Raw genomic sequence first — 17,996 nt, 5'->3', positions numbered from 1 at the left:
CCATGAGCCACACGACGCGTAGCGCCCCTGCCCCTTTGCCCGTCGGCAGCTGGGCCCACGGCCCACTGCTGGGCTTCGACACGGAGACCACCGGGGTGAGCCCCACCCAGGACCGTCTCGTGACAGCGGCACTCGTTTCCCGGGGTCCGCTGAGCTCCGACGGCACCCGCGCTCAGCAGGTGCGCACCTGGCTGGCGGACCCGGGTGTGGAGATCCCCGCCGCGGCGGCGGCCGTGCACGGGATCACCACGGAGCGCGCCCGTGCGCAGGGGCGGCCTGCGGCTGAGGTGCTGGAGGAGGTCGCCGGGACCCTGGCCACGGCGATGGCCCAGGGCACGCCGGTGGTCGCTTTCAACGCCTCCTTCGACCTGACGCTCATGGAGGCCGAGCTGGCCCGTCATGGCCTGGCCACCCTGCGCCAGCGCCTGGGCGGTCAGATCGCCCCGGTGCTGGACCCGCTCGTCCTGGACCGGGCGGTGGACCGGTGGCGCAAGGGCAAGCGCCGCCTGGGGGACATGTGCGCCGTCTACGGCGTGCAGGTGGACGAGGCACTGCACACGGCGGAGGTGGACGTGGCCGCCACGCTCGACGTCCTTGAGGCGATGGCCCACGCGCACCCGCAGGTGGCCGGCACGGACCTGGCGGCCCTGCATGACATGCAGGCTCAGGCCCACCGCGCCTGGGCACAGTCCTTCAACAGGTGGCTCACCCGCCAGGGCCGCACCCCCGACGCCGACCCTTCCTGGCCGCTGGCCAGCAGTAACTGATGTGGCGTCCGGCCCCGTGGCCCGGCCGCCCCGTCGCTCGGGACTCCGACGCGACTCAGGAGGCCCGGGATAGGGCCGCCTTCCAGGCCATTGCCTTGCCGGTGTGGAGCAGACCGCGGTCGTAGACGCGCGCGCCCAGGATGATGACGGCGGCTGTGGTGGCGATCAGCAGCGCCACGGACACCACCGGCTCCCACCAGGACACGCCGCCTAGGTACATCCGCACAGGCAGCGCGATGGGCGAGCTGAAGGGGATGTAGCTGAGCACCGTCATGAAGGTCGCGTTCGAGCCGCCGAAGACCACCCCGAAGTAGGGCAGCATGATCATCCAGATCATCGGCTGCAGAACACTCTGCAGGTCCTCGTTGCGCGAGACCAGGGCCGCGCCGGCGGCGAACATGGAGGCGATCATGACGAAGCCGATGATGAACAGCACGATGAACCACAGCACCGGCCCCACGAGGTCACCCGCGGGCAGGACCTCGTCATTGATGGCCAGGCCCAGCAGCACGGCCCCCGCAATGAGGAGGAGCTGCGCCAGTGCCGCCAGCGAGTTGCCCAGGATCTTGCCGGTGAGCAGGGCCGTGGAGCTGATGGAGGCCAGCAGGATCTCGACGATGCGCGTCTCCTTCTCCTCCACCACCGACTGCGCGATGGTCATGCCGAAGCCCAGGGCGGCGGTCATCCACACGAGGGCGAAGCCCAGCGGCAGCAGGTAGCGGATCACAGGGCTCGGGGCGTCGGGATCGAGCAGCTCCACCGCCGGGGAGACCGACAGCCCCTGGATCAGCTTGTTCGGCGCGTCGCTGAGCGCAAGGACCCGCAAGCCCACGGGGTTGCCCGCCTCGGGCACGACGGCGGCGTCGGCGCTCTCGTCCAGGACGGCCTGGCGGGCGGCCTCGGCGTCGGCAACCGCCAGGACTTCCACGTCCGGCAGGTGCTGCAGCACGGTCGCCTCACCGGGTGCCGCGGCGACGGTGGTCGGCCCGCCGGCGATGAGGTCGCCGATCCGCGGGCCCAGCACCACCCCCAGGAGCATGAGCACCACGGTGATGAGCGTGGAGATGATGAAGGCCTTGGACAGGAACCTGGCCGTGATCTCTCGGCGTGCGACGACGGCGACAGTGGTCCTGAAACTGGGTCGGGTGCTCACTTGGTCATCTCCTTGTAGGTCTCGTGCAGGGAACGGGTCACACGCCCGAAGGCCGTGACGGTGCCGCGCCCGAGCGCCTGCGCCAGGACCCGGTTGGCGGCGTCGACGTCGGCGGCCCGGAAGCGGACGTAACCGCCGTCGTACTCGACCACCTCGGTGCCGGTGCCCCCCACCCACCCGGTGTCCGAACCGGTCTCCATCTCCCACTCGTTCGTGGTGGCGGCCTCCAGCAGCTCGGCACGGGTGCCCGCGGCCCGGATCTCGCCGTCGCGGATGATGATGAGCCGGTCGCACAGGCGCTCGACGACGTCGAGCTGGTGGGAGGAGAAGAGCACGGGGGCACCGGCGGCGGCGTACTCGCGCAGCACCTGGACGGTTGCGTCCACGGACTCAGGGTCGAGCCCGGAGAAGGGCTCGTCGAGGATGAGGGCTGCGGGCCGGTGGACGAGGGCCGCCGCGATCTGCACGCGCTGCTGGTTGCCCAGGGACAGGGACTCCAGGGTGTCGGTCGGATCACCCTTGAGCTGGAGGCGCTCTAGCAGCTCCAGGCCGTGGCTGCGGGCCTCCGCGGCCTCCAAGCCGTGCAGGCGCGCGAGGTAGACGAGCTGGTCGATGACCTTCATCTTGGGGTACAGGCCCCGTTCCTCGGGCATGTAGCCGATGGCGGCGCGCTGATCCGCGGTGATGGGAGCGCCGTCGACGAGCACCTGCCCGCTCTGAGCCGCCAGCACACCCAGGATGATGCGCATGGCGGTGGTCTTGCCTGCGCCATTGCCGCCGACGAAGCCGGTCATCATCCCGCGGTGGACATCGAAGGACACGTCCTTGAGGACGTGCTTGTCACCGTAGTACCGGTGAACGTTGCGTACGCTGATCATGACATCAGGCTAGGCGGAGCCCTGCCCCGCCACCTCCCGCAGCAGGGTGAGAGCGCCCCTCCCCCGTGCGGGGGACGTGCGGAGGATGAGTATCGGCCTTGGAGACGATGTCCTGGGCGTCCAGGCTCCCGGGGATCAGGCGGCGATGCCGTGCTTGAAGGCCCAGATGACGGCGGCCACCCGGTCGCGCAGGCCGAGCTTGGCCAGGATGCTGGACACGTGCGTCTTGACGGTCTCGGTGCTCACGTACAGCTCGGCCGCGATCTCCGCGTTGGTCATCCCTCTGGCCAGGCACCGCAGAGTGTCAACCTCCCGTTCCGTCAGTTCCGACGGCGCCCGCGCGCCCCGGCCCGCGCCCTGGGTGCCGGAGTAACGGGTGAGGACCCGACGGGTGACCTCGGGCATGAGCAGGGCGTCACCGCGCCCCAGAACCTGCACGGCCTCGATGAGCTTCTCCGCCTCGGCCGTCTTGAGCAGGAAGCCGCTGGCCCCGGCGTCCAGGGTCTCGAAGAGGAAGTCGTCACGGTCGAAGGTGGTGAGGATGAGCACGGCGGCCCGGCAGCCGCGTGCGACGAGCTCGCGGGTGGCGGCGATGCCGTCCATGACCGGCATCTGCACGTCCATGCAGATGACGTCGGGGTCCAGCCGCGCGGCCAGGTCCAGGGCCTCGGCCCCGTTGGCCGCCTCCCCCGCCACCTCCAGGCCTGGCTCGCTCTCCAGGATGGTGCGGAAGCCGGCCCGGATGAGCATCTGGTCGTCCACGAGCAGCACCCGGGTCATACGGCCGCTCCCACCGGGATCCGGGCGCGCACGCGGAATCCACCGCGGGGCTTGGCGCCCGCCTCCAGGGTGCCGCCGACGGCGAGGACCCGCTCACGCATGCCAACCAGGCCCGTGCCGGTCCCGGGAACGGGGCTGGGACCACCGTAGCCGTCGTCGGAGACCTCCAGCTCCACGAGGTCAGGACGCACCCGCAGGCGCACCGCCACACTGGCCCCGGGGCCCGCGTGCTTGGCCGCGTTGGTCAGACCCTCCTGCGCCACCCGGTAGAGGACCAGCCCGATGACGGGGCTGACCCGTACCTCGCCGCCGATCTGCTCGAAGGTGGTGCGGGTGCCAGCCTGGCGGGACTGCTCCACCAGGTCCGGGATGTCATCCACGGTGGGCGCTGTGTCCTCCTGGCCGTCGCTGCGCAGGGTGAGCACCAGGGTGCGCAGCTCGGCCACAGCCTGGCGGGCGGCGGACTCGATCTGCTTGAGAGAGCCGACCGCCTGGTGGGGCTCGTGCGTCTGCGGGCTGCGTTCCAGCAGGCGTCTGGCCGCTGCGGCCTGGACGGACATCGTGGTGACATGGTGGGCGACGACGTCGTGCAGCTCGCGGGCGATGCGCAGCCGCTCCTGCCCGACGGCGGCGTCCACGAGCTCGGCGCGCAGCTCGCGGATGTCCGCGTAGGCGTGCTCGAGCTCGACGAGCGCCACGGCCCGCGCCCACTCCCGGTTGCCGAAGTACCAGGCCCCGGTGAAGAAGGCGACGTTGATGAATAGCCGGTACGCCAAGCCCGCCAGGAGTGGGCGGACGGCGAAGGCCTCCGTCGAGCCCAGGGCCTCGAAGTACAGCCAGATGCCGGCGGCGACCAGCCACACCCCCATGCCCACGCAGATGATCACGCGCACGCGCGTGGCCCACTGACGCTGCGCGGACCAGGCACCGATCGAGAAGAAGGACATGAACAGCAGCACCTGAGAGGTGTTGGGGTCGAATCCGGTGAGGTAACTGAGCACCCCGTAGGCCAGCGCGTGGATCAGCCCGACGCTCAGCGGCCACCGCCGACGCCAGATGAGCGGCACTGCCAGCAGCACGCTGCCCAGCACCTGCAGGTGCACCTCGTGCTTGAAGAAGCCGACACCGCCCGTGAGGGACAGCCAGGACATCAGGGCGCCGAACAGCGCCAGCCCGGAGGCGGAGATCGCGTCGGCGCGCAGGTAGTCGGCGGGCAGTGGCCGGGCTGACGCCACAGGGCACTGCAGCCCGGCCGAGGCGTCGGCGTCGCCCGGGCCCCCGGCCTTACCCGCCGGCAGCCTGGTCACCCGCGGCCCGAGTAGTTCGGGGCCTCGACGGTCATCTGCACGTCGTGCGGGTGGGACTCCTTCAGGCCCGCGGCAGTGATGCGCACGAACTGGCCGTTGGCCTTGAGCTCGGGGATCGTGCGGGCGCCGACGTAGAACATCGACTGGTGCAGGCCGCCGATGAGCTGGTAGACGACGTCGGCCAGCGCACCGGAGAACGGCACCTGCCCCTCGATGCCCTCGGGCACGATCTTGGAGTCGCTGGACACGTCCGCCTGGAAGTAGCGGTCCTTGGAGTAGGAGCGGCGTCCGCGCGAGCTCATGGCGCCCAGTGACCCCATGCCGCGGTAGCGCTTCCACTGCTTGCCGTTGACGAAGACGAGGTCCCCAGGGGACTCGGTGCAGCCAGCCAGCAGGGAGCCGAGCATGACGGTGTCCGCCCCGGCGACCATGGCCTTGGCGATGTCGCCGGAGTACTGCAGGCCGCCGTCGGCGATGAGGGGCACACCGGCGGGGGTGCAGGCGCGGGCAGCCTCGTAGACGGCGGTGACCTGCGGGACGCCGACGCCGGCGACGACGCGGGTGGTGCAGATCGAGCCCGGGCCGACCCCGACCTTGACGGCGTCGACGCCCGCGTCGATGAGTGCCTGGGCGCCCTCGCGGGTGGCGATGTTGCCGCCGATGACCTCGATGCCGGCGAAGCCGGAGTCGTTCTTGATCCGCGAGATCATGTCGAGGGCGAGGCGGGCGCCGCCGTTGGCGGTGTCGACGACGAGGACGTCAACGCCAGCCTCGGCCAGGGCGGTGGCCCGCTCCCAGGTGTCACCCCAGTAGCCGACGGCGGCGCCGACGACGAGGCGGCCCTCGGCGTCCTTGGTGGCGTTGGGGTACTGCTCGGTCTTGACGAAGTCCTTGACCGTGATGAGGCCGGTGAGGTGGCCCTCGCTGTCGATGAGGGGCAGCTTCTCGATGCGGTGCTCGGCGAGCAGGGCCTTGGCGTCGTCGCGCGAGATGCCGGCGGGGCCGGTGATGAGTCGCTCGCGCGGGGTCATGCAGTCGCGCACGCGCAGCTCGGTCCAGCGCTCGGCGGGAACGAAGCGCAGGTCGCGGTTGGTGATGATGCCGAGCAGGTTGCCGCCGCCGTCGACGACGGGCAGGCCGGAGACCTTGTAGTGGCCGCACAGCTCGTCAAGCTGGGCGATGGTGGCGTCCGGGGTGATGGTCACGGGGTCGGAGACCATCCCGGACTCCGAGCGCTTGACCCGGCGCACCTGGTCGGCCTGCTCCTCGATGGACAGGTTGCGGTGGAGGATGCCCATGCCGCCCTGCCGGGCCATGGCGATGGCCATCTCCGACTCGGTGACAGTGTCCATGGCGGCGCTGAGCAGCGGCGTCGACAGGGTGATCCCGCGGGTCAGACGGGAAGTGGTATCGACCTCGGAAGGGATGACGTCCGTCAGCCTGGGCAGGAGGAGCACGTCGTCGTAGGTCAGTCCGGTGGGGGCGTAGATATCGGGGCTGGTGATCGAGTCGCTCACGGTCGCATCGTAGGTCGGCGGCGGGGCCGGGCGCATCCCAGGTCCGCCTGCCGCGATGAGGGCCGCTCACCGGGGCGGGCGGCAGGGCCGGTCCCATGCCCCGCGGACCGGACCGGGCGCCCGAGACGCGCGGATCCCCCGGCGGCCGAGACGGCCCCTCCGGGGGATCCGTAGAGACGCGGGCAGGGCCCGCGGGAGTCACTTCGTGACGATCGCGAGGACGTCGCGGGCGGAGAGGATGAGGTACTCCTCGCCCTCGTACTTGACCTCGGTGCCGCCGTACTTGGAGTAGATGACGACGTCGCCCTCGGCGACATCGACCGGGACCCGGTTGCCGTTGTCGTCGACGCGGCCGGGGCCCACGGCCACGACCTTGCCCTCCTGCGGCTTCTCCTGGGCGGTGCCCGGCAGGACGATGCCGGAGGCGGTGACCTGCTCGGCCTCGACCGTCTGGACGACGATCCGGTCCTCGAGCGGCTTGATGGAGATCGACATTGCGGACCTCCCCTTCTCGCTAGTGGGTGGATGACATTGTCTGCCGCGCTCGATGCGCGCTGTGCCGCCGTCGCGGGGTTCGGCAAGCGCTCCTGAGTGCGAGCCGCGGGGCCGGTGGGCCCCGTGCCAAGAACGAATCTACGTCCGCGATTAGCACTCAGTCAACGCGAGTGCCAAGCAGGCGGGAGGCTTTCGCCGACGGCGTGGCAGGGGCGGCTCAGCGGTGCTCTCGGGTCCAGGCGACGGCGAGCGCCGGGCCCATGACATGATCGGGGGGATGACTGACTCCCAGCGCGGCGCCTCCCCGACCGAGCCCGCCCAGCCCGAGCCCGCTACCCCCTCCGACCCCGCGGCGCTGGCCCTCATGCCCCTGCTCACCCCGGAGGGCTGGGCGCTGCTCGGCTCGCTGCCCCCATACGACGAGGCCGAGGCGCTCCGCCTCGCCGAGTCCCTGCGCGAGGAGGGCCACTCCCCCGGGCTGGTGGCGGCGGCGCTGTCCCAGCAGCGCCTACGGGCTCGGGCGGAGGCCAAGTTCGGCCCCTTCGCCGCCTCCATGCTCTTCACCCCCGACGGGCTGGAGCAGGCCACGCGCCTGTCCGTCGCCGCCAGGCACGCCGCCCGCTACGCGGCGGCCGGGGTGGGCGGGGTCGCGGACCTCGGATGCGGCATCGGCGGGGACGCCATGGCCCTGGCGGGACTGGGACTCGATGTGCTCGCCGTCGAGCGCGACGAGGCGACGGCGGCGCTTGCCACGGTCAACCTCATGCCCTTCGACCGGGCGCGGGTGCGCTGCGCCGACGCCCTGGGGATCGACCTCAGGGCCGAGGGCGTCGACGCCGTCTTCGCCGATCCCGCCCGCCGCGCCGGCGGGCGCCGCGTCAAGGACCCCGAGCAGTGGTCCCCCGCGCTGTCCGAGCTGCTGGCCATGCGCCAGGCGGTGCCCGCCCTCGGGCTCAAGGTGGCGCCGGGCCTCGACCACGGCGCGATCCCCGACGACGCCCACGCGCAGTGGGTGAGCGTGGATGGCACCGTCGTCGAGGCCGGCCTGTGGTTCGGGCCGCTTGCGCCGGAGGGCCCGGGGCGCTCGGCCCTGGTCCTGTCCACGGGCGCCGACGGCGAGCCACGGGCCCGGCGCCTGACCGACCCGGCCTGCACGGACCCCTCCGCAGCCCCGGAGCAGCTCGAGCCCGTGTCCTCCACCGCGCAGATCGGCGAGCTCCTCCTGGAGCCCGACGGCGCCGCGATCCGTGCCGGGCTGGTCGCCGAGCTGGCGCGCCGCACGGCCTCGCGCCCCGTCGGCACGCGCATCGCCTACCTCACCGGCGACACGCTGCCGGACGAGTCGCTCACCGCCTTCCTGCGCTGCTGGCGCGTGCGCGAGGTGCTGCCGCTCAATCTCAAGGCCCTGCGGGCGCGGGTGCGCGAGCGCGGCATCGGGCGCCTGGAGATCCACAAGCGGGGCCTGCCCGTGTCCCCCGACACCCTGCGAGCCTCCCTGCGTCTCAAGGGCGACGGGGCGGAGACGTGGGTGGCGACCCGGGTGGGCGTGCGCGACGAGCGCGACCGGGGGGCCGTGCTCGTCGTCGAGCCCGTGCCCACGAAGCGCTGAGCCCGCAGGCAGGTCGGGCCGACGACGGGCGGTTCACGACGCCGTCGGCTCCCAGCCGACCCGCTGCTCCCCCTCCTCTCGGATGACCGTCGCCAGGCTGACGCCGGGCAGGCCGAGGACGCGGGAGTCGATGGCGATGGGCGCCTGGTTGCGGGAGGCTCGCTTCAGCATCGCCTGCCGCCGTCGCGGGTCCGCGATCATCTGCGCCAGCGCCTGCTCGGGGTGGCGGAGGAAGACGTGCACGTACTGGTTGCGGCCTGAGTTGGCCGACACCACGCGCAGCCCGGCGATCTCCTCCCAGGGAATGAGTCCGACAGCCTTGGGACCCGTGGCGTCGTGGACGCCGCGGTCGTCGATGACGACGCGCGGGCGCGGCCCCTTCTCGTGGCGCGCAAAGGACACGAGGGTGGCGAGCGCGCCGACGGCGCCGGCCACGACCAGGCCCGGGCCGAGCACGGACCCTCGTCTGGTGCTGTAGATGAAGTCCGGCTGCCACACCATGAGGACGATCCCCGCGCATATTGTCGCGAGGGCGACGGCGATCATGCGGATATCGTTGCTGCGAGCCTGCGAGCCTCGTTCGAGGACGCGCGCCGGGGCGCCGGCGGACGAGGGAGTGGGGGACTGGGTCATCGTGGGTCCTGTCTGCGTGTTGGCGCGCCGGTCCGCGGGCTTTCACACGGGCGCCGGCGCGCGCACCGTCGCGAGGCGAGCGACGGCTGCGAGCGAGCGGGCACGGAGGACAGGAGCGGGAACCGGCGGGAACGGTTTGCTTGCACGGGTCACCTTATACTTCGTGTCTATGTCCTCCCCCGTGTCCAGCTCCCCGCACGCCCCCGCCGCCCGACCGCCCCTCGTCATTCGCCCCGGAGCCACCGCCTGGGTGAGCGCATCGATCCTGTCCGTCGTGGCTCTGGCCCTCCTCGCCGTCGCCGTCCTGCTGGCCGGTGCCGGTGTCGCGGCCGAGGGAGCGGGCCCCCAGGACGTGCCGAGCCCTGCCCTCATCACCGTGCTCACGGCGATCGGCTTGGGGTTCCTCCTGCTGGCCGTCGTCCCCCTGCGTGCGCGTCTGATCGTCGACGCCACCGGGCTGCACGCCCGTACGGCGCTGCGCACCCGTCACTACCCCTGGGACGAGGTGCACGGCCGCCTGTGGATCGAGCGGGTGAAGATCCACCGCGGGTTCACCGTGCACGTCCACAGGCTCGCTCTCGCCACCGAGACGGCGGAGGTGCGCCTGCCCGTCGCCCGCCAAGGGCTGTCCCGCAGGCGGACCGCCCGGGCCATCGACGCCATCCACGAGCGGATCACGTCCTACGACCCACTGTCCTGACCCGCGCCGTACGCCCGGTAGAAGCTGTCAGCGGGCGACGACGGTCTCCAGTGGCATACCTGAGTCGGGGGCGAAGTCGAGCGGGCTGGGCGCCACGCCGGCGCGCACCGCGGCGGCCCCGAGCGCCGCGATCTGGGCCCCGTTGTCCGTGCAGTAGCGCAGCGGCGGGATGCGCAGAGTGATGCCCGCCGCCTGGCAGCGCTCAGCCGCGAGCTCCCGCAGCCGCGAGTTCGCGGAGAACCCTCCGCCGATGACGAGGGTCCCGCAGCCCGTGTCGAGGCAGGCGGCCACCGCCTTGGCGGTCAGTGAGTCGTTGACGGCCTCGGAGAAGGCGGCGCAGATATCATCCACCGGCACTTCTCTCCCGCCGTCCTCCAAGGACTCCACATAGCGGGCCACGGCCGTCTTGAGGCCGGAGAAAGAGAAGTCGTAGCGGTGGCGCTCGCGGTCCTTCGCGGCGGCCAGCCCCCTGGGGAAGCGGATCGCCTCGCGGTCGCCGTCCCGGGAGCAGCGGTCCACGTGCGGCCCGCCGGGGTAGGGCAGCCCGAGGAGGCGGCCGACCTTGTCGAAGGCCTCCCCCGCAGCGTCGTCGAGGGTGCCACCGAGCTCGATGACGTCGGTGGCGATGTCGCGGATGCTCAGGATGCTCGAGTGCCCGCCGGAGACGATGAGCCCGATGAAGCGGTCGGGCAGGGGCCCGTCCACGAGCTCGTCGACGGCGAGGTGGCCGATGACGTGGTTGACGCCGTAGACGGGCCTGCCCAGGGACGCCGCCAGGGCCTTGGCCGCGGAGATACCCACGGTGAGCGAGCCGATGAGGCCGGGGCCCGCGCACACGGCGATGGCGTCGATCTCCTCAAGGCCCACCCCGGCGCGCTCCAGGGCCGCGTCGAGGGTGGGGACGAAGGCCTCCAGGTGGGCGCGGGAGGCGATCTCGGGGATGATCCCGCCGAAGCGGGCGTACTCATCCATGGATGTGGCGGTGACGTCGCCGAGCAGCTCGCGGCCGCGGACGAGGGCCACGCCGGTCTCGTCGCAGGTGGACTCGATGCCGAGGATCAAGGGGGCGCTCACGGCGCTCAGCCTATCCCCTGCCCGGCGGGTGCCCGCACCGCGCCCACCACAGAGCGCGGCGGGGCCCGGTGGCGGGCCCCGCCGGCGACTCGGCACGGGCGCCGCCCGGCCGCCGTCATAGCGAAGCGGGGCGCGGACTCCAATGCGCCTCCGGGCGTCAGCGGGCCCGCGGGCCTCAAGTGCGGCCTAGTGGGCCTTCTGCCCCTTCCACAGCGCGTGGCCGAGGTCGCGGTTGAGTCGCGAGATGACCTCGATCGGGACCGACTTGGGGCACACCGCGGCGCACTCGCCGATATTCGTGCAGCCGCCGAAGCCCTCGGCGTCGTGCTGGTTCAGCATGGAGACCACGCGGGCGAGGCGCTCGGGCTGGCCCTGCGGGAGCAGGCCCAGGTGGGAGATCTTCGCCCCGGTGAACAGCATGGCGGAGGCATTCGGGCAGGCGGCGACGCAGGCGCCGCAGCCGATGCAGGCCGCGGCCTCGAAGGCGGCATCGGCCTTCTCCTTCTGGACGGGCACGGAGTGGGCCTCGGGGGCGCCCCCGGTGTTGACCGAGATGTAACCGCCGGCCTGGACGATGCGGTCGAGGGCGGAGCGGTCGACCATGAGGTCCTTGAGGATCGGGAATCCCGTCGAGCGCCAGGGCTCGATGGTGATCGTGGAGCCGTCCTTGAAGGAGGGGTCCTCGGCGAGGTGGCGCATGTGCAACTGGCAGGTGGTGGAGCGGATCGGCCCGTGGGCCTGCCCGTTGATGACGACGCCGCACTGGCCGCAGATGCCCTCGCGGCAGTCGGAGTCGAAGGCGACAGGCTCCTTGCCCTCGGCGAAGAGCTGCTCGTTGAGCAGGTCGAGGACCTCGAGGAAGCTCATGTGCTCCTCGACGCCGGTCATCGAGTACTCCTCGAAGCGGCCCTTGGCGCTCGTGTTCTTCTGGCGCCAGATCTTCAGCTTGATGTTCACTTGTAACTCCGCTGCTTGAGCTCGATGTCCTTGTAGATGAGGTCCTCCTTGTGGAGGATCGGGGGCTGGTTCTCGCCGCCCCACTCCCATGCGGCGACGTAGAGGAACTCGTCGTCATGGCGCAGCGCCTCGCCCTCGGGGGTCTGGGACTCGGCCCGGAAGTGCCCGCCGCAGGACTCGCGGCGGTGGAGGGCGTCGACGCACATGAGCTCGGCGAGCTCGAAGAAGTCGAGCAGGCGCCCGGCCTTCTCCAGGGCCTGGTTGACCTCCATGGCCTCGCCGGTGACGCGGCCGTCCCTCCAGAACTCCTCCTTGAGGGCGCGGATCTGCTTGATGGCCTCGCGCAGTCCGGCGTCGCGGCGCTCCATGCCGCAGTACTCCCACATGATGCGGCCCAGGGCCATGTGGAAGTCGTCCACGCTGCGGTTGCCGCGCAGGGCCATGAGGCGGTTGACGCGGTCCTCGGCCGAGGCCTTGGCCTCGGCGATCTCGGGGGCGCTCGGGTCGACCTTGCCCAGGCGGAGCATGTCGGCCAGGTAGTCGTTCATGGTGTCGGGCAGGACGAAGTAGCCATCGGCCAGGCCCTGCATGAGGGCCGAGGCGCCGAGGCGGTTGGCGCCGTGGTCGGAGAAGTTGGCCTCCCCGCCGACGTAGAGGCCCGGGATGTTGGACTCCAGGTCGTAGTCGACCCACAGCCCGCCCATCGTGTAGTGGACGGCGGGGTAGATGCGCATCGGGACCTCATAGGGGTCGTCGCCGGTGATGCGCTGGTACATCTCGAACAGGTTGCCGTAGCGGGCGGACACGGCGTCCTTGCCCAGGCGGCCGATGGCCTCGGAGAAGTCGAGGTAGACGCCCCGGCGCATCATGCGCTCGGTGCCGTCAGCGTCCTTCTCCTTGATGGCGGGGCCGACGCCGCGGCCCTCGTCGCACATGTTCTTGGCCTGGCGCGAGGCGATGTCGCGGGGCACGAGGTTGCCGAAGGCCGGGTAGATGCGCTCGAGGTAGTAGTCGCGGTCCTCCTCGGGGATCTGGCGCGGGTCCTTGTCGCAGTCCTCGGCGCGCTTGGGCACCCAGATGCGCCCGTCGTTGCGCAGCGACTCGCTCATGAGGGTGAGCTTGGACTGGAAGTCGCCGGACTGCGGGATGCAGGTCGGGTGGATCTGCGTGTAGCAGGGGTTGGCGAAGTAGGCGCCCTTGCGGTGCGCGCGCCAGATGGCGGTGCCGTTGCACCCCATGGCGTTGGTGGACAGGAAGAAGACGTTCCCGTACCCGCCGGTAGCCAGCACGACGGCGTCGGCCAGGTGCGTGGAGATCTCGCCGGTGACCATGTCGCGGGAGACGATGCCGCGGGCCCGGCCGTCCACGAGGATGAGCTCGACCATCTCGTGGCGGCGGAACTCCTTGACCGTCCCGGCGCGCACCTGGCGCTCCAGGGCCTGGTAGGCGCCGATGAGGAGCTGCTGGCCCGTCTGGCCGCGGGCGTAGAAGGTGCGGGAGACCTGGACGCCGCCGAAGGAGCGGTTGTCGAGCAGGCCGCCGTACTCGCGGGCGAAGGGGACGCCCTGGGCGACGCACTGGTCGATGATGTTGGCGCTGACCTCGGCGAGCCGGTAGACGTTGTCCTCGCGGGCGCGGTAGTCGCCACCCTTGACGGTGTCGTAGAAGAGCCGGTAGACGGAGTCGCCGTCGTTGCGGTAGTTCTTCGCGGCGTTGATGCCGCCCTGGGCCGCGATGGAGTGCGCGCGGCGGGCGGAGTCCTGGTAGAAGAAGACCTGGACGTTGTAGCCCTGCTCGCCGAGCGAGGCCGCCGCCGCGCCACCGGCCAGGCCGGATCCGACGACGATGATGTCGAGCTTGCGGCGGTTGGCGGGGTTGACGAGCTTGGCGTTGAACTTGCGCTGCTCCCAGCGCCGCGCGATCGGGACGTCGTGCGGGGCCTTGGTGTCGGCGATGCTGTCGCCCTCGTAGTAGAGGCCGTCGACGAGCTGCGCCGTCGGGGCGGGGGTCGATGCGGTGGTGTTGCTCATGTCTTTCACTTACCTACCCATCCAGTTGATACCCGCGTTCGCGGCCTCGACGGCGTACCTCGCGGCGTCCATCGGCTCAGGGGTCAGGCCCAGGAGGATCGCGGTGGGCACGCACATGAAGACGAGGAAGAGCCCGAAGGCGACGATGAACGCGATGAGGCGGACGAAGGGGATGACGTTGCCGCGGATCGCCCCGAGGGTCTGCAGGGCGGACCACACGCCGTGCCACACGTGCAGGCACAGGGCGACCAGCGCCACCGCGTAGATCAGCCAGACCCACCACAGCTGGAAGCCGTAGTACATGTTCATGTAGGCGCGGCCGTGCTCGTAGTGCCCGCCGGGCGTCAGGTGGAGGGTGGTGAACTGCAGGATGTGCCAGATGATGAACAGCAGGAGGATGACGCCGCCCCAGCGCATGGTGCGCATGGCGTAGCGGGAGGCGAAGTACTCCGCGTTGGACTTCTTCACGGCGTAGGCGTCGTTGCCCCGGGCCTTGACGTTGCGGTGCCACAGGTGGAAGGCGCTGCCGGCGTGGGCCGCGAGGCACAGCAGGAGGGCAACGCGCAGGATCCACAGGAACCCGCCGAAGGGGAGGATCGGGACGAGCAGCTCGCGCAGGAAGTACGCGTAGTGGTCGTAGGCGATCTCACCCTCGAAGTAGTGGGTGTTGCCGTAGGCGTGGAACAGGACGAAGAGCAGGAACACGATGCCCGAGACCGCCATCATGCGCTTCATGAAGACGGTCGTCGTCAACGCGCTCCGCTTCTTGGGGGGAACAGTCGCTTTGGTCACGTGACGAGCCTACGGACCCGCCGGGACAGATGTTCGGGACCCTTGGGCCCAGAACGTCAGATAAGCCTTCTGACCGCGCGCTTCCAGGCGAAACCCAGGACGATTCGTCGCCACGGGGCCCCTGACGCACCCCTGGAGGGGGCCTGGTCACCGCCGGAGGCGCCCGGCATTTCGTCACGCCCGCGTCAAGGAAATAGTGATGGAGATCCTATTCGACGGCGCCCCCGGGCGACGCGGAGGACGCCTCAAGCCGGTCAGACCACTTCCGAGCCCACGGGGCCGATGCCCGCGGGGCGGTCAGCGCCGCCGGTGGCCTGACGACCGGGCTCGCTGAGCGCCAGGCGCATGACGACGGCGTCCTCAGTGGGGGCGGAGTAGTAGCGGCGGCGCCGGCCGATCGGCGCCAGGCCCCGCGAGAGGTAGAGCGCCTGGGCGGCTTCGTTGGAGGCGCGGACCTCGAGCAGGACGGCGCCGCAGCCGGCGCCCCGCGCCCGGTCGATCAGGTGGTCGAGCATGGCCCGGGCCAGGCCGAGGCGCCGGGCGCGCGCCGCCGTCGCGATGGTGAGCAGGTCAGCGTCCCCCCGGCCGTCCCCGAACCAGAGCCCCGCGTAGCCAAGGATCGCGCGCGAGCCGTCGACGCCGTCAGCGCCATCAGCCCAATCAGCGCCGCCCTCGACGACGACGTAGTGGCGGTCCGCCCCCTGGCCCTGACTGGCTGCGAGCTCGGCGCTCAGCAGCTCCGGGCTCCAGGCCTCGCCCCCGAAGAGCTCGGCCTCGAGGGCGGCGACGGCGCCGAGGTCGCCGGCGCGCATCTCGCGCAGGCGCGCGCCGGTGCGCGCGAGGCGCTCCAAGGACCCGGGGAGCATCTGGGCGCGCGGGCTCAGCACGCGAGGGGGCGCTTGCGGCCGGTGGGCGCCTGGGCGTCCGCCAGACGCAGGTAGAGGGGCTCCGTTCCGAGCCCCTCCCCCTCGGTGAGCCGGGCCAGCGCGATGCGGACCTGCGTCTCAGCGCTGCCGGAGGCCGGGGCGAGCACAGGGCGGCCGTCCGCGATCTCGGGGTAGAGGACGCAGCCCGAGCCGGCGGGGACGGCGGCGGGGCCGAGCCCGGCCAGGCGCTCGGCGGCGGCCAGCGGGGTGGTGACCGCGGGGGCCGTGAGGGGCTCGACGTCGTCGGCGCCCCGGCCGCGGTAGACGGCGCAGTAGACCTCCTTGCGGCGCGCGTCCGTGGCCACGAGGACGGTCGCGGCATCGGCCGCCTCGCGCCCCTTCTCGGCGGTGAGCTCGTCGAGGGCCCGGCGGGCGACAGCGTCGAGGCTCGGGACTCCGCGCGCGGGGATGGAGCGGGAGCGGGCGAGCGCGCGGGCGGTGACGAGTCCGGCGCGCAGACCGGTGAAGGGCGCGGGGCCGGTGGCGACGACGACGGCGTCGAGCGGGGCGCCGTCATCGGGGGCCGCGAGGGCGGCGGCGAGCATCGGCCCGAGCGACTCGGCGTGACGGCGGGAGTCCTCCTGCGCCCGGGCGGACAGGATCCTCAGGGCGCGCGGAGCGCCGTCGGCGGGGGCGCCGGGCTCGGCGTCGCACAGGAGGAGCTGGGTTCCGAGGGATGAGTCGATGGAGAGGATGCGCACGGGGCGAGCCTATCCCCGCACGCGTCAGGGCTGCTCGGGCGTCCTGGCCATCTCGGGCGTCTTGATGGTCTCCGGGGCGTCGTCGTCCTGCTTGGCGGGGGCCCGGTCCGGGCGGACGGGGGCGGGCGCCCTCCACGGCCTGGTCCTGGCAGGGGGCCTGGAGGGGGCGAGGACCCGCCGCTCCCGGCGCACGGTGAGGATGATGAGGAGCAGGCCGATGGCCACGGCGACGGCCACCTCCGCCTGCTGATCCGGGCTGAGCGCGGAGTCCTCGCCCTTGCCGATGGCGGGGGCGGGGGGCGTCGTCTGGGAGCGCTGGAGAATGGCGGCGGAGTAGTCGCGCAGGGAGATGGGACCCGCGAGCATCGCCTGGGCGCCGTGGGAGGCCGCCCGGACCTGCCCGCCCGAGACCAGGTACCAGTCGGTGGACTGCCCGAGGACGATGATCGCGCCCTGGGCCTCCGAGGGGGGCGCAGCCGACGTGGAGGAGGGCGCGGGGCTGGTCGGACGCGTCCGCGCGGTGGAGGGCGCCTGGGAGGCGGGGGCCGCGGCCCGGGGAGAGGCGGCCTCCACGAGCGCGGCGGCGAGGAGGCCGTCCTCAATAGTGGTCCCCTCGGCCGTGGAGTCGGCGACGATGACGACGATGGCGCCGACGGGGTCGCCGTCGACCAGGACGGGCGCGGCCCAGAGAGCGGCCGCCGGCAGGGGAGCCTCCGGCGCGCTGCCGTCGAGGAAACCGGCGGACCAGCGGTGGACCTGGACGGGCTCGCCCAGTGCCGCCTGGCCGTCGGCCGCGGCCAGGCCGGAGGCCAGGGATGGCCCCTGGGCCTGGAGCCAGGCGCGCGCGATGCCATCGTCCCCGGGGGCGGGATCGGCGGCGGCGCGCGGGTCCGGAGCCGATGAGGGGGACGGGGCGAGGGCCTCGGGCGCCGCCGGGCGCGCGGGCAGCTCGGGTGATGCGGCGGCCCTGGGGGCGATGAGCATGACGATGAGCACCGTGAGCGCCGCGGGCGCCAGGAGGCGGAGGGCCGCGCGCATCAGCCGACCAGCGCGCCGAGGTCCACGCCCGCCCAGCGCCGCCCGTGGGCCTGGATCGTGATGGCGCGGCGCCCGTCGTCGACGCCGTCGAGGTCGAGGACCGGACGGGCTGCGGGATCGGCGGGCTGACCGGGGGCGGAGGATGGGGCGCCGTCGGCGGCGCCATGGCCGCCCTCAGCCGCGCCCCCCGGGGCGGGGAGGCCTCCGTGGGGGCGGTCCACGGAGATCTCGAGACGGTCCTCGGCGAGGCCCTCGACCTTGTTCTGGCCCCACTCGACGAGGGTGACCGAGCGCTCCATGGAGGAGTCGAGGTCGAGGGCGTCGACCTCCTCGAGACTGGACAGCCGGTAGGCGTCAACGTGGATGAGGTCCGGCCCGTCCCCGAGGGCGGGGTGGGCGCGGGCGATGATGAAGGTGGGCGATGAGACGCGGCCCCGCACGTCCATGGCGGCGCCGATCCCCTGGGCGAGGGTGGTCTTGCCAGCGCCGAGCCCGCCGGTGAGGAGCACGAGGTCGCCGGCTCGGAGCAGGGCCGCGAGGCGCGCGCCGAGGGCGCGGGTGGCCTCCGCATCGGCCGTGCGCACCACGATCTGGCGCGGGCTGTCTGACATCTCGGGTCCTCTCAACGGGGAACGGCGG

Annotated in this window: 18 protein-coding genes; 3 read left to right on the top strand and 15 right to left on the bottom strand. The window is 72.2% G+C overall.

Annotation, left to right across the window (positions count from 1 at the left end; genetic code table 11):
- The first annotated feature begins 2 nt into the window (after window positions 1–2).
- Window positions 3–767: an exonuclease domain-containing protein gene (locus ABXS69_RS03525; protein ID WP_366181190.1), complete on the top strand. Its 765-nt coding sequence runs from the start codon at window positions 3–5 to the stop codon at window positions 765–767.
- Between the two features lie 55 nt (window positions 768–822).
- On the opposite strand, the gene ABXS69_RS03520 is transcribed toward ABXS69_RS03525, so the two are convergent.
- The 6 genes from ABXS69_RS03520 to groES form a co-directional block, all read right to left on the bottom strand.
- Window positions 823–1,920, bottom strand: a complete 1,098-nt coding sequence (locus ABXS69_RS03520; RefSeq protein WP_366181189.1) for an ABC transporter permease — start codon at window positions 1,918–1,920, stop codon at window positions 823–825.
- Window positions 1,917–2,798, bottom strand: coding sequence for an ATP-binding cassette domain-containing protein (locus ABXS69_RS03515; RefSeq protein ID WP_366181188.1), 882 nt, complete (start codon window positions 2,796–2,798; stop codon window positions 1,917–1,919). Before ABXS69_RS03515 ends, ABXS69_RS03520 begins: the two co-directional genes overlap by 4 nt.
- Window positions 2,799–2,933: 135 nt before the next feature.
- On the bottom strand, window positions 2,934–3,578 hold the full coding sequence (locus tag ABXS69_RS03510; protein WP_366181187.1) for a response regulator transcription factor: 645 nt from the start codon (window positions 3,576–3,578) through the stop codon (window positions 2,934–2,936).
- The gene (locus tag ABXS69_RS03505; RefSeq protein WP_366181186.1) at window positions 3,575–4,885 is read right to left on the bottom strand and encodes a sensor histidine kinase; all 1,311 of its coding nucleotides are present in this window, start codon (window positions 4,883–4,885) and stop codon (window positions 3,575–3,577) included. The genes ABXS69_RS03510 and ABXS69_RS03505 overlap by 4 nt, the downstream gene beginning before the upstream one ends.
- Window positions 4,882–6,438 (bottom strand): IMP dehydrogenase, encoded by a 1,557-nt coding sequence (guaB, locus tag ABXS69_RS03500; protein ID WP_366181185.1) that lies wholly within the window; start codon window positions 6,436–6,438, stop codon window positions 4,882–4,884. The genes ABXS69_RS03505 and guaB overlap by 4 nt, the downstream gene beginning before the upstream one ends.
- A gap of 162 nt (window positions 6,439–6,600) precedes the next feature.
- Window positions 6,601–6,897, bottom strand: a complete 297-nt coding sequence (gene groES / locus ABXS69_RS03495; RefSeq protein ID WP_366181184.1) for a co-chaperone GroES — start codon at window positions 6,895–6,897, stop codon at window positions 6,601–6,603.
- A gap of 364 nt (window positions 6,898–7,261) precedes the next feature.
- Here groES and ABXS69_RS03490 point away from each other — a divergent pair, with 364 nt between their 5' ends.
- Window positions 7,262–8,506: a class I SAM-dependent methyltransferase gene (locus ABXS69_RS03490; protein WP_366181515.1), complete on the top strand. Its 1,245-nt coding sequence runs from the start codon at window positions 7,262–7,264 to the stop codon at window positions 8,504–8,506.
- Window positions 8,507–8,539: 33 nt separating this feature from the next.
- Here the strand turns inward: ABXS69_RS03490 and ABXS69_RS03485 are convergent, their stop codons facing one another.
- Complete coding sequence (locus tag ABXS69_RS03485; protein ID WP_366181183.1) at window positions 8,540–9,052, bottom strand: hypothetical protein; 513 nt, start codon at window positions 9,050–9,052, stop codon at window positions 8,540–8,542.
- Window positions 9,053–9,308: 256 nt separating this feature from the next.
- Between ABXS69_RS03485 and ABXS69_RS03480 the strand changes: the two genes are divergently transcribed.
- Window positions 9,309–9,839 carry a PH domain-containing protein gene (locus ABXS69_RS03480; RefSeq protein WP_366181182.1) on the top strand — a complete coding sequence of 177 codons (531 nt, stop codon included), beginning with the start codon at window positions 9,309–9,311 and terminating at the stop codon, window positions 9,837–9,839.
- 27 nt (window positions 9,840–9,866) lie between these two features.
- On the opposite strand, the gene tsaD is transcribed toward ABXS69_RS03480, so the two are convergent.
- From tsaD to tsaE, 8 genes are all read right to left on the bottom strand, one after another.
- Window positions 9,867–10,913 (bottom strand): tRNA (adenosine(37)-N6)-threonylcarbamoyltransferase complex transferase subunit TsaD, encoded by a 1,047-nt coding sequence (tsaD, locus tag ABXS69_RS03475; protein WP_366181181.1) that lies wholly within the window; start codon window positions 10,911–10,913, stop codon window positions 9,867–9,869.
- 186 nt (window positions 10,914–11,099) lie between these two features.
- Complete coding sequence (locus tag ABXS69_RS03470; protein ID WP_366181180.1) at window positions 11,100–11,870, bottom strand: succinate dehydrogenase/fumarate reductase iron-sulfur subunit; 771 nt, start codon at window positions 11,868–11,870, stop codon at window positions 11,100–11,102.
- Window positions 11,867–13,900: a fumarate reductase/succinate dehydrogenase flavoprotein subunit gene (locus ABXS69_RS03465; protein ID WP_366181179.1), complete on the bottom strand. Its 2,034-nt coding sequence runs from the start codon at window positions 13,898–13,900 to the stop codon at window positions 11,867–11,869. The genes ABXS69_RS03470 and ABXS69_RS03465 overlap by 4 nt, the downstream gene beginning before the upstream one ends.
- 9 nt (window positions 13,901–13,909) lie before the next feature.
- On the bottom strand, window positions 13,910–14,635 hold the full coding sequence (locus ABXS69_RS03460) for a succinate dehydrogenase cytochrome b subunit (protein WP_366181514.1): 726 nt from the start codon (window positions 14,633–14,635) through the stop codon (window positions 13,910–13,912).
- Between the two features lie 311 nt (window positions 14,636–14,946).
- Window positions 14,947–15,504: a GNAT family N-acetyltransferase gene (locus ABXS69_RS03455; protein WP_366181513.1), complete on the bottom strand. Its 558-nt coding sequence runs from the start codon at window positions 15,502–15,504 to the stop codon at window positions 14,947–14,949.
- Between the two features lie 68 nt (window positions 15,505–15,572).
- Complete coding sequence (gene tsaB / locus ABXS69_RS03450; protein ID WP_366181178.1) at window positions 15,573–16,319, bottom strand: tRNA (adenosine(37)-N6)-threonylcarbamoyltransferase complex dimerization subunit type 1 TsaB; 747 nt, start codon at window positions 16,317–16,319, stop codon at window positions 15,573–15,575.
- Window positions 16,320–16,343: 24 nt separating this feature from the next.
- Window positions 16,344–17,357: a hypothetical protein gene (locus ABXS69_RS03445; protein WP_366181177.1), complete on the bottom strand. Its 1,014-nt coding sequence runs from the start codon at window positions 17,355–17,357 to the stop codon at window positions 16,344–16,346.
- A complete protein-coding gene (gene tsaE / locus ABXS69_RS03440) occupies window positions 17,357–17,968 on the bottom strand; it encodes a tRNA (adenosine(37)-N6)-threonylcarbamoyltransferase complex ATPase subunit type 1 TsaE (protein ID WP_366181176.1) in 612 nt (203 codons plus the stop codon). The genes ABXS69_RS03445 and tsaE overlap by 1 nt, the downstream gene beginning before the upstream one ends.
- Window positions 17,969–17,996: the final 28 nt, after the last annotated feature.

This window comes from Actinomyces timonensis (genome assembly GCF_040702965.1).
GTDB lineage: Bacteria > Actinomycetota > Actinomycetes > Actinomycetales > Actinomycetaceae > Actinomyces > Actinomyces timonensis_A.
Note: the sequence above shows the minus strand (reverse complement) of the source record. Positions and strands in the feature narration are given on the sequence as shown.

What these genes read in the sequence shown, in the direction of transcription:
- ABXS69_RS03525 (WP_366181190.1), top strand. Translation starts at nt 3, where the DNA reads ATGAGCCACACGACGCGTAGCGCCCCTGCCCCTTTGCCCGTCGGCAGC.
- ABXS69_RS03515 (WP_366181188.1), bottom strand. Translation starts at nt 2,798, where the DNA reads ATGATCAGCGTACGCAACGTTCACCGGTACTACGGTGACAAGCACGTC.
- ABXS69_RS03510 (WP_366181187.1), bottom strand. Translation starts at nt 3,578, where the DNA reads ATGACCCGGGTGCTGCTCGTGGACGACCAGATGCTCATCCGGGCCGGC.
- guaB (WP_366181185.1), bottom strand. Translation starts at nt 6,438, where the DNA reads ATGCGCCCGGCCCCGCCGCCGACCTACGATGCGACCGTGAGCGACTCG.
- groES (WP_366181184.1), bottom strand. Translation starts at nt 6,897, where the DNA reads ATGTCGATCTCCATCAAGCCGCTCGAGGACCGGATCGTCGTCCAGACG.
- ABXS69_RS03490 (WP_366181515.1), top strand. Translation starts at nt 7,262, where the DNA reads ATGCCCCTGCTCACCCCGGAGGGCTGGGCGCTGCTCGGCTCGCTGCCC.
- ABXS69_RS03485 (WP_366181183.1), bottom strand. Translation starts at nt 9,052, where the DNA reads ATGATCGCCGTCGCCCTCGCGACAATATGCGCGGGGATCGTCCTCATG.
- ABXS69_RS03480 (WP_366181182.1), top strand. Translation starts at nt 9,309, where the DNA reads ATGTCCTCCCCCGTGTCCAGCTCCCCGCACGCCCCCGCCGCCCGACCG.
- ABXS69_RS03465 (WP_366181179.1), bottom strand. Translation starts at nt 13,900, where the DNA reads ATGAGCAACACCACCGCATCGACCCCCGCCCCGACGGCGCAGCTCGTC.
- ABXS69_RS03460 (WP_366181514.1), bottom strand. Translation starts at nt 14,635, where the DNA reads ATGAAGCGCATGATGGCGGTCTCGGGCATCGTGTTCCTGCTCTTCGTC.
- ABXS69_RS03455 (WP_366181513.1), bottom strand. Translation starts at nt 15,504, where the DNA reads ATGCGCGCCGGCGACCTCGGCGCCGTCGCCGCCCTCGAGGCCGAGCTC.
- ABXS69_RS03445 (WP_366181177.1), bottom strand. Translation starts at nt 17,357, where the DNA reads ATGCGCGCGGCCCTCCGCCTCCTGGCGCCCGCGGCGCTCACGGTGCTC.
- tsaE (WP_366181176.1), bottom strand. Translation starts at nt 17,968, where the DNA reads ATGTCAGACAGCCCGCGCCAGATCGTGGTGCGCACGGCCGATGCGGAG.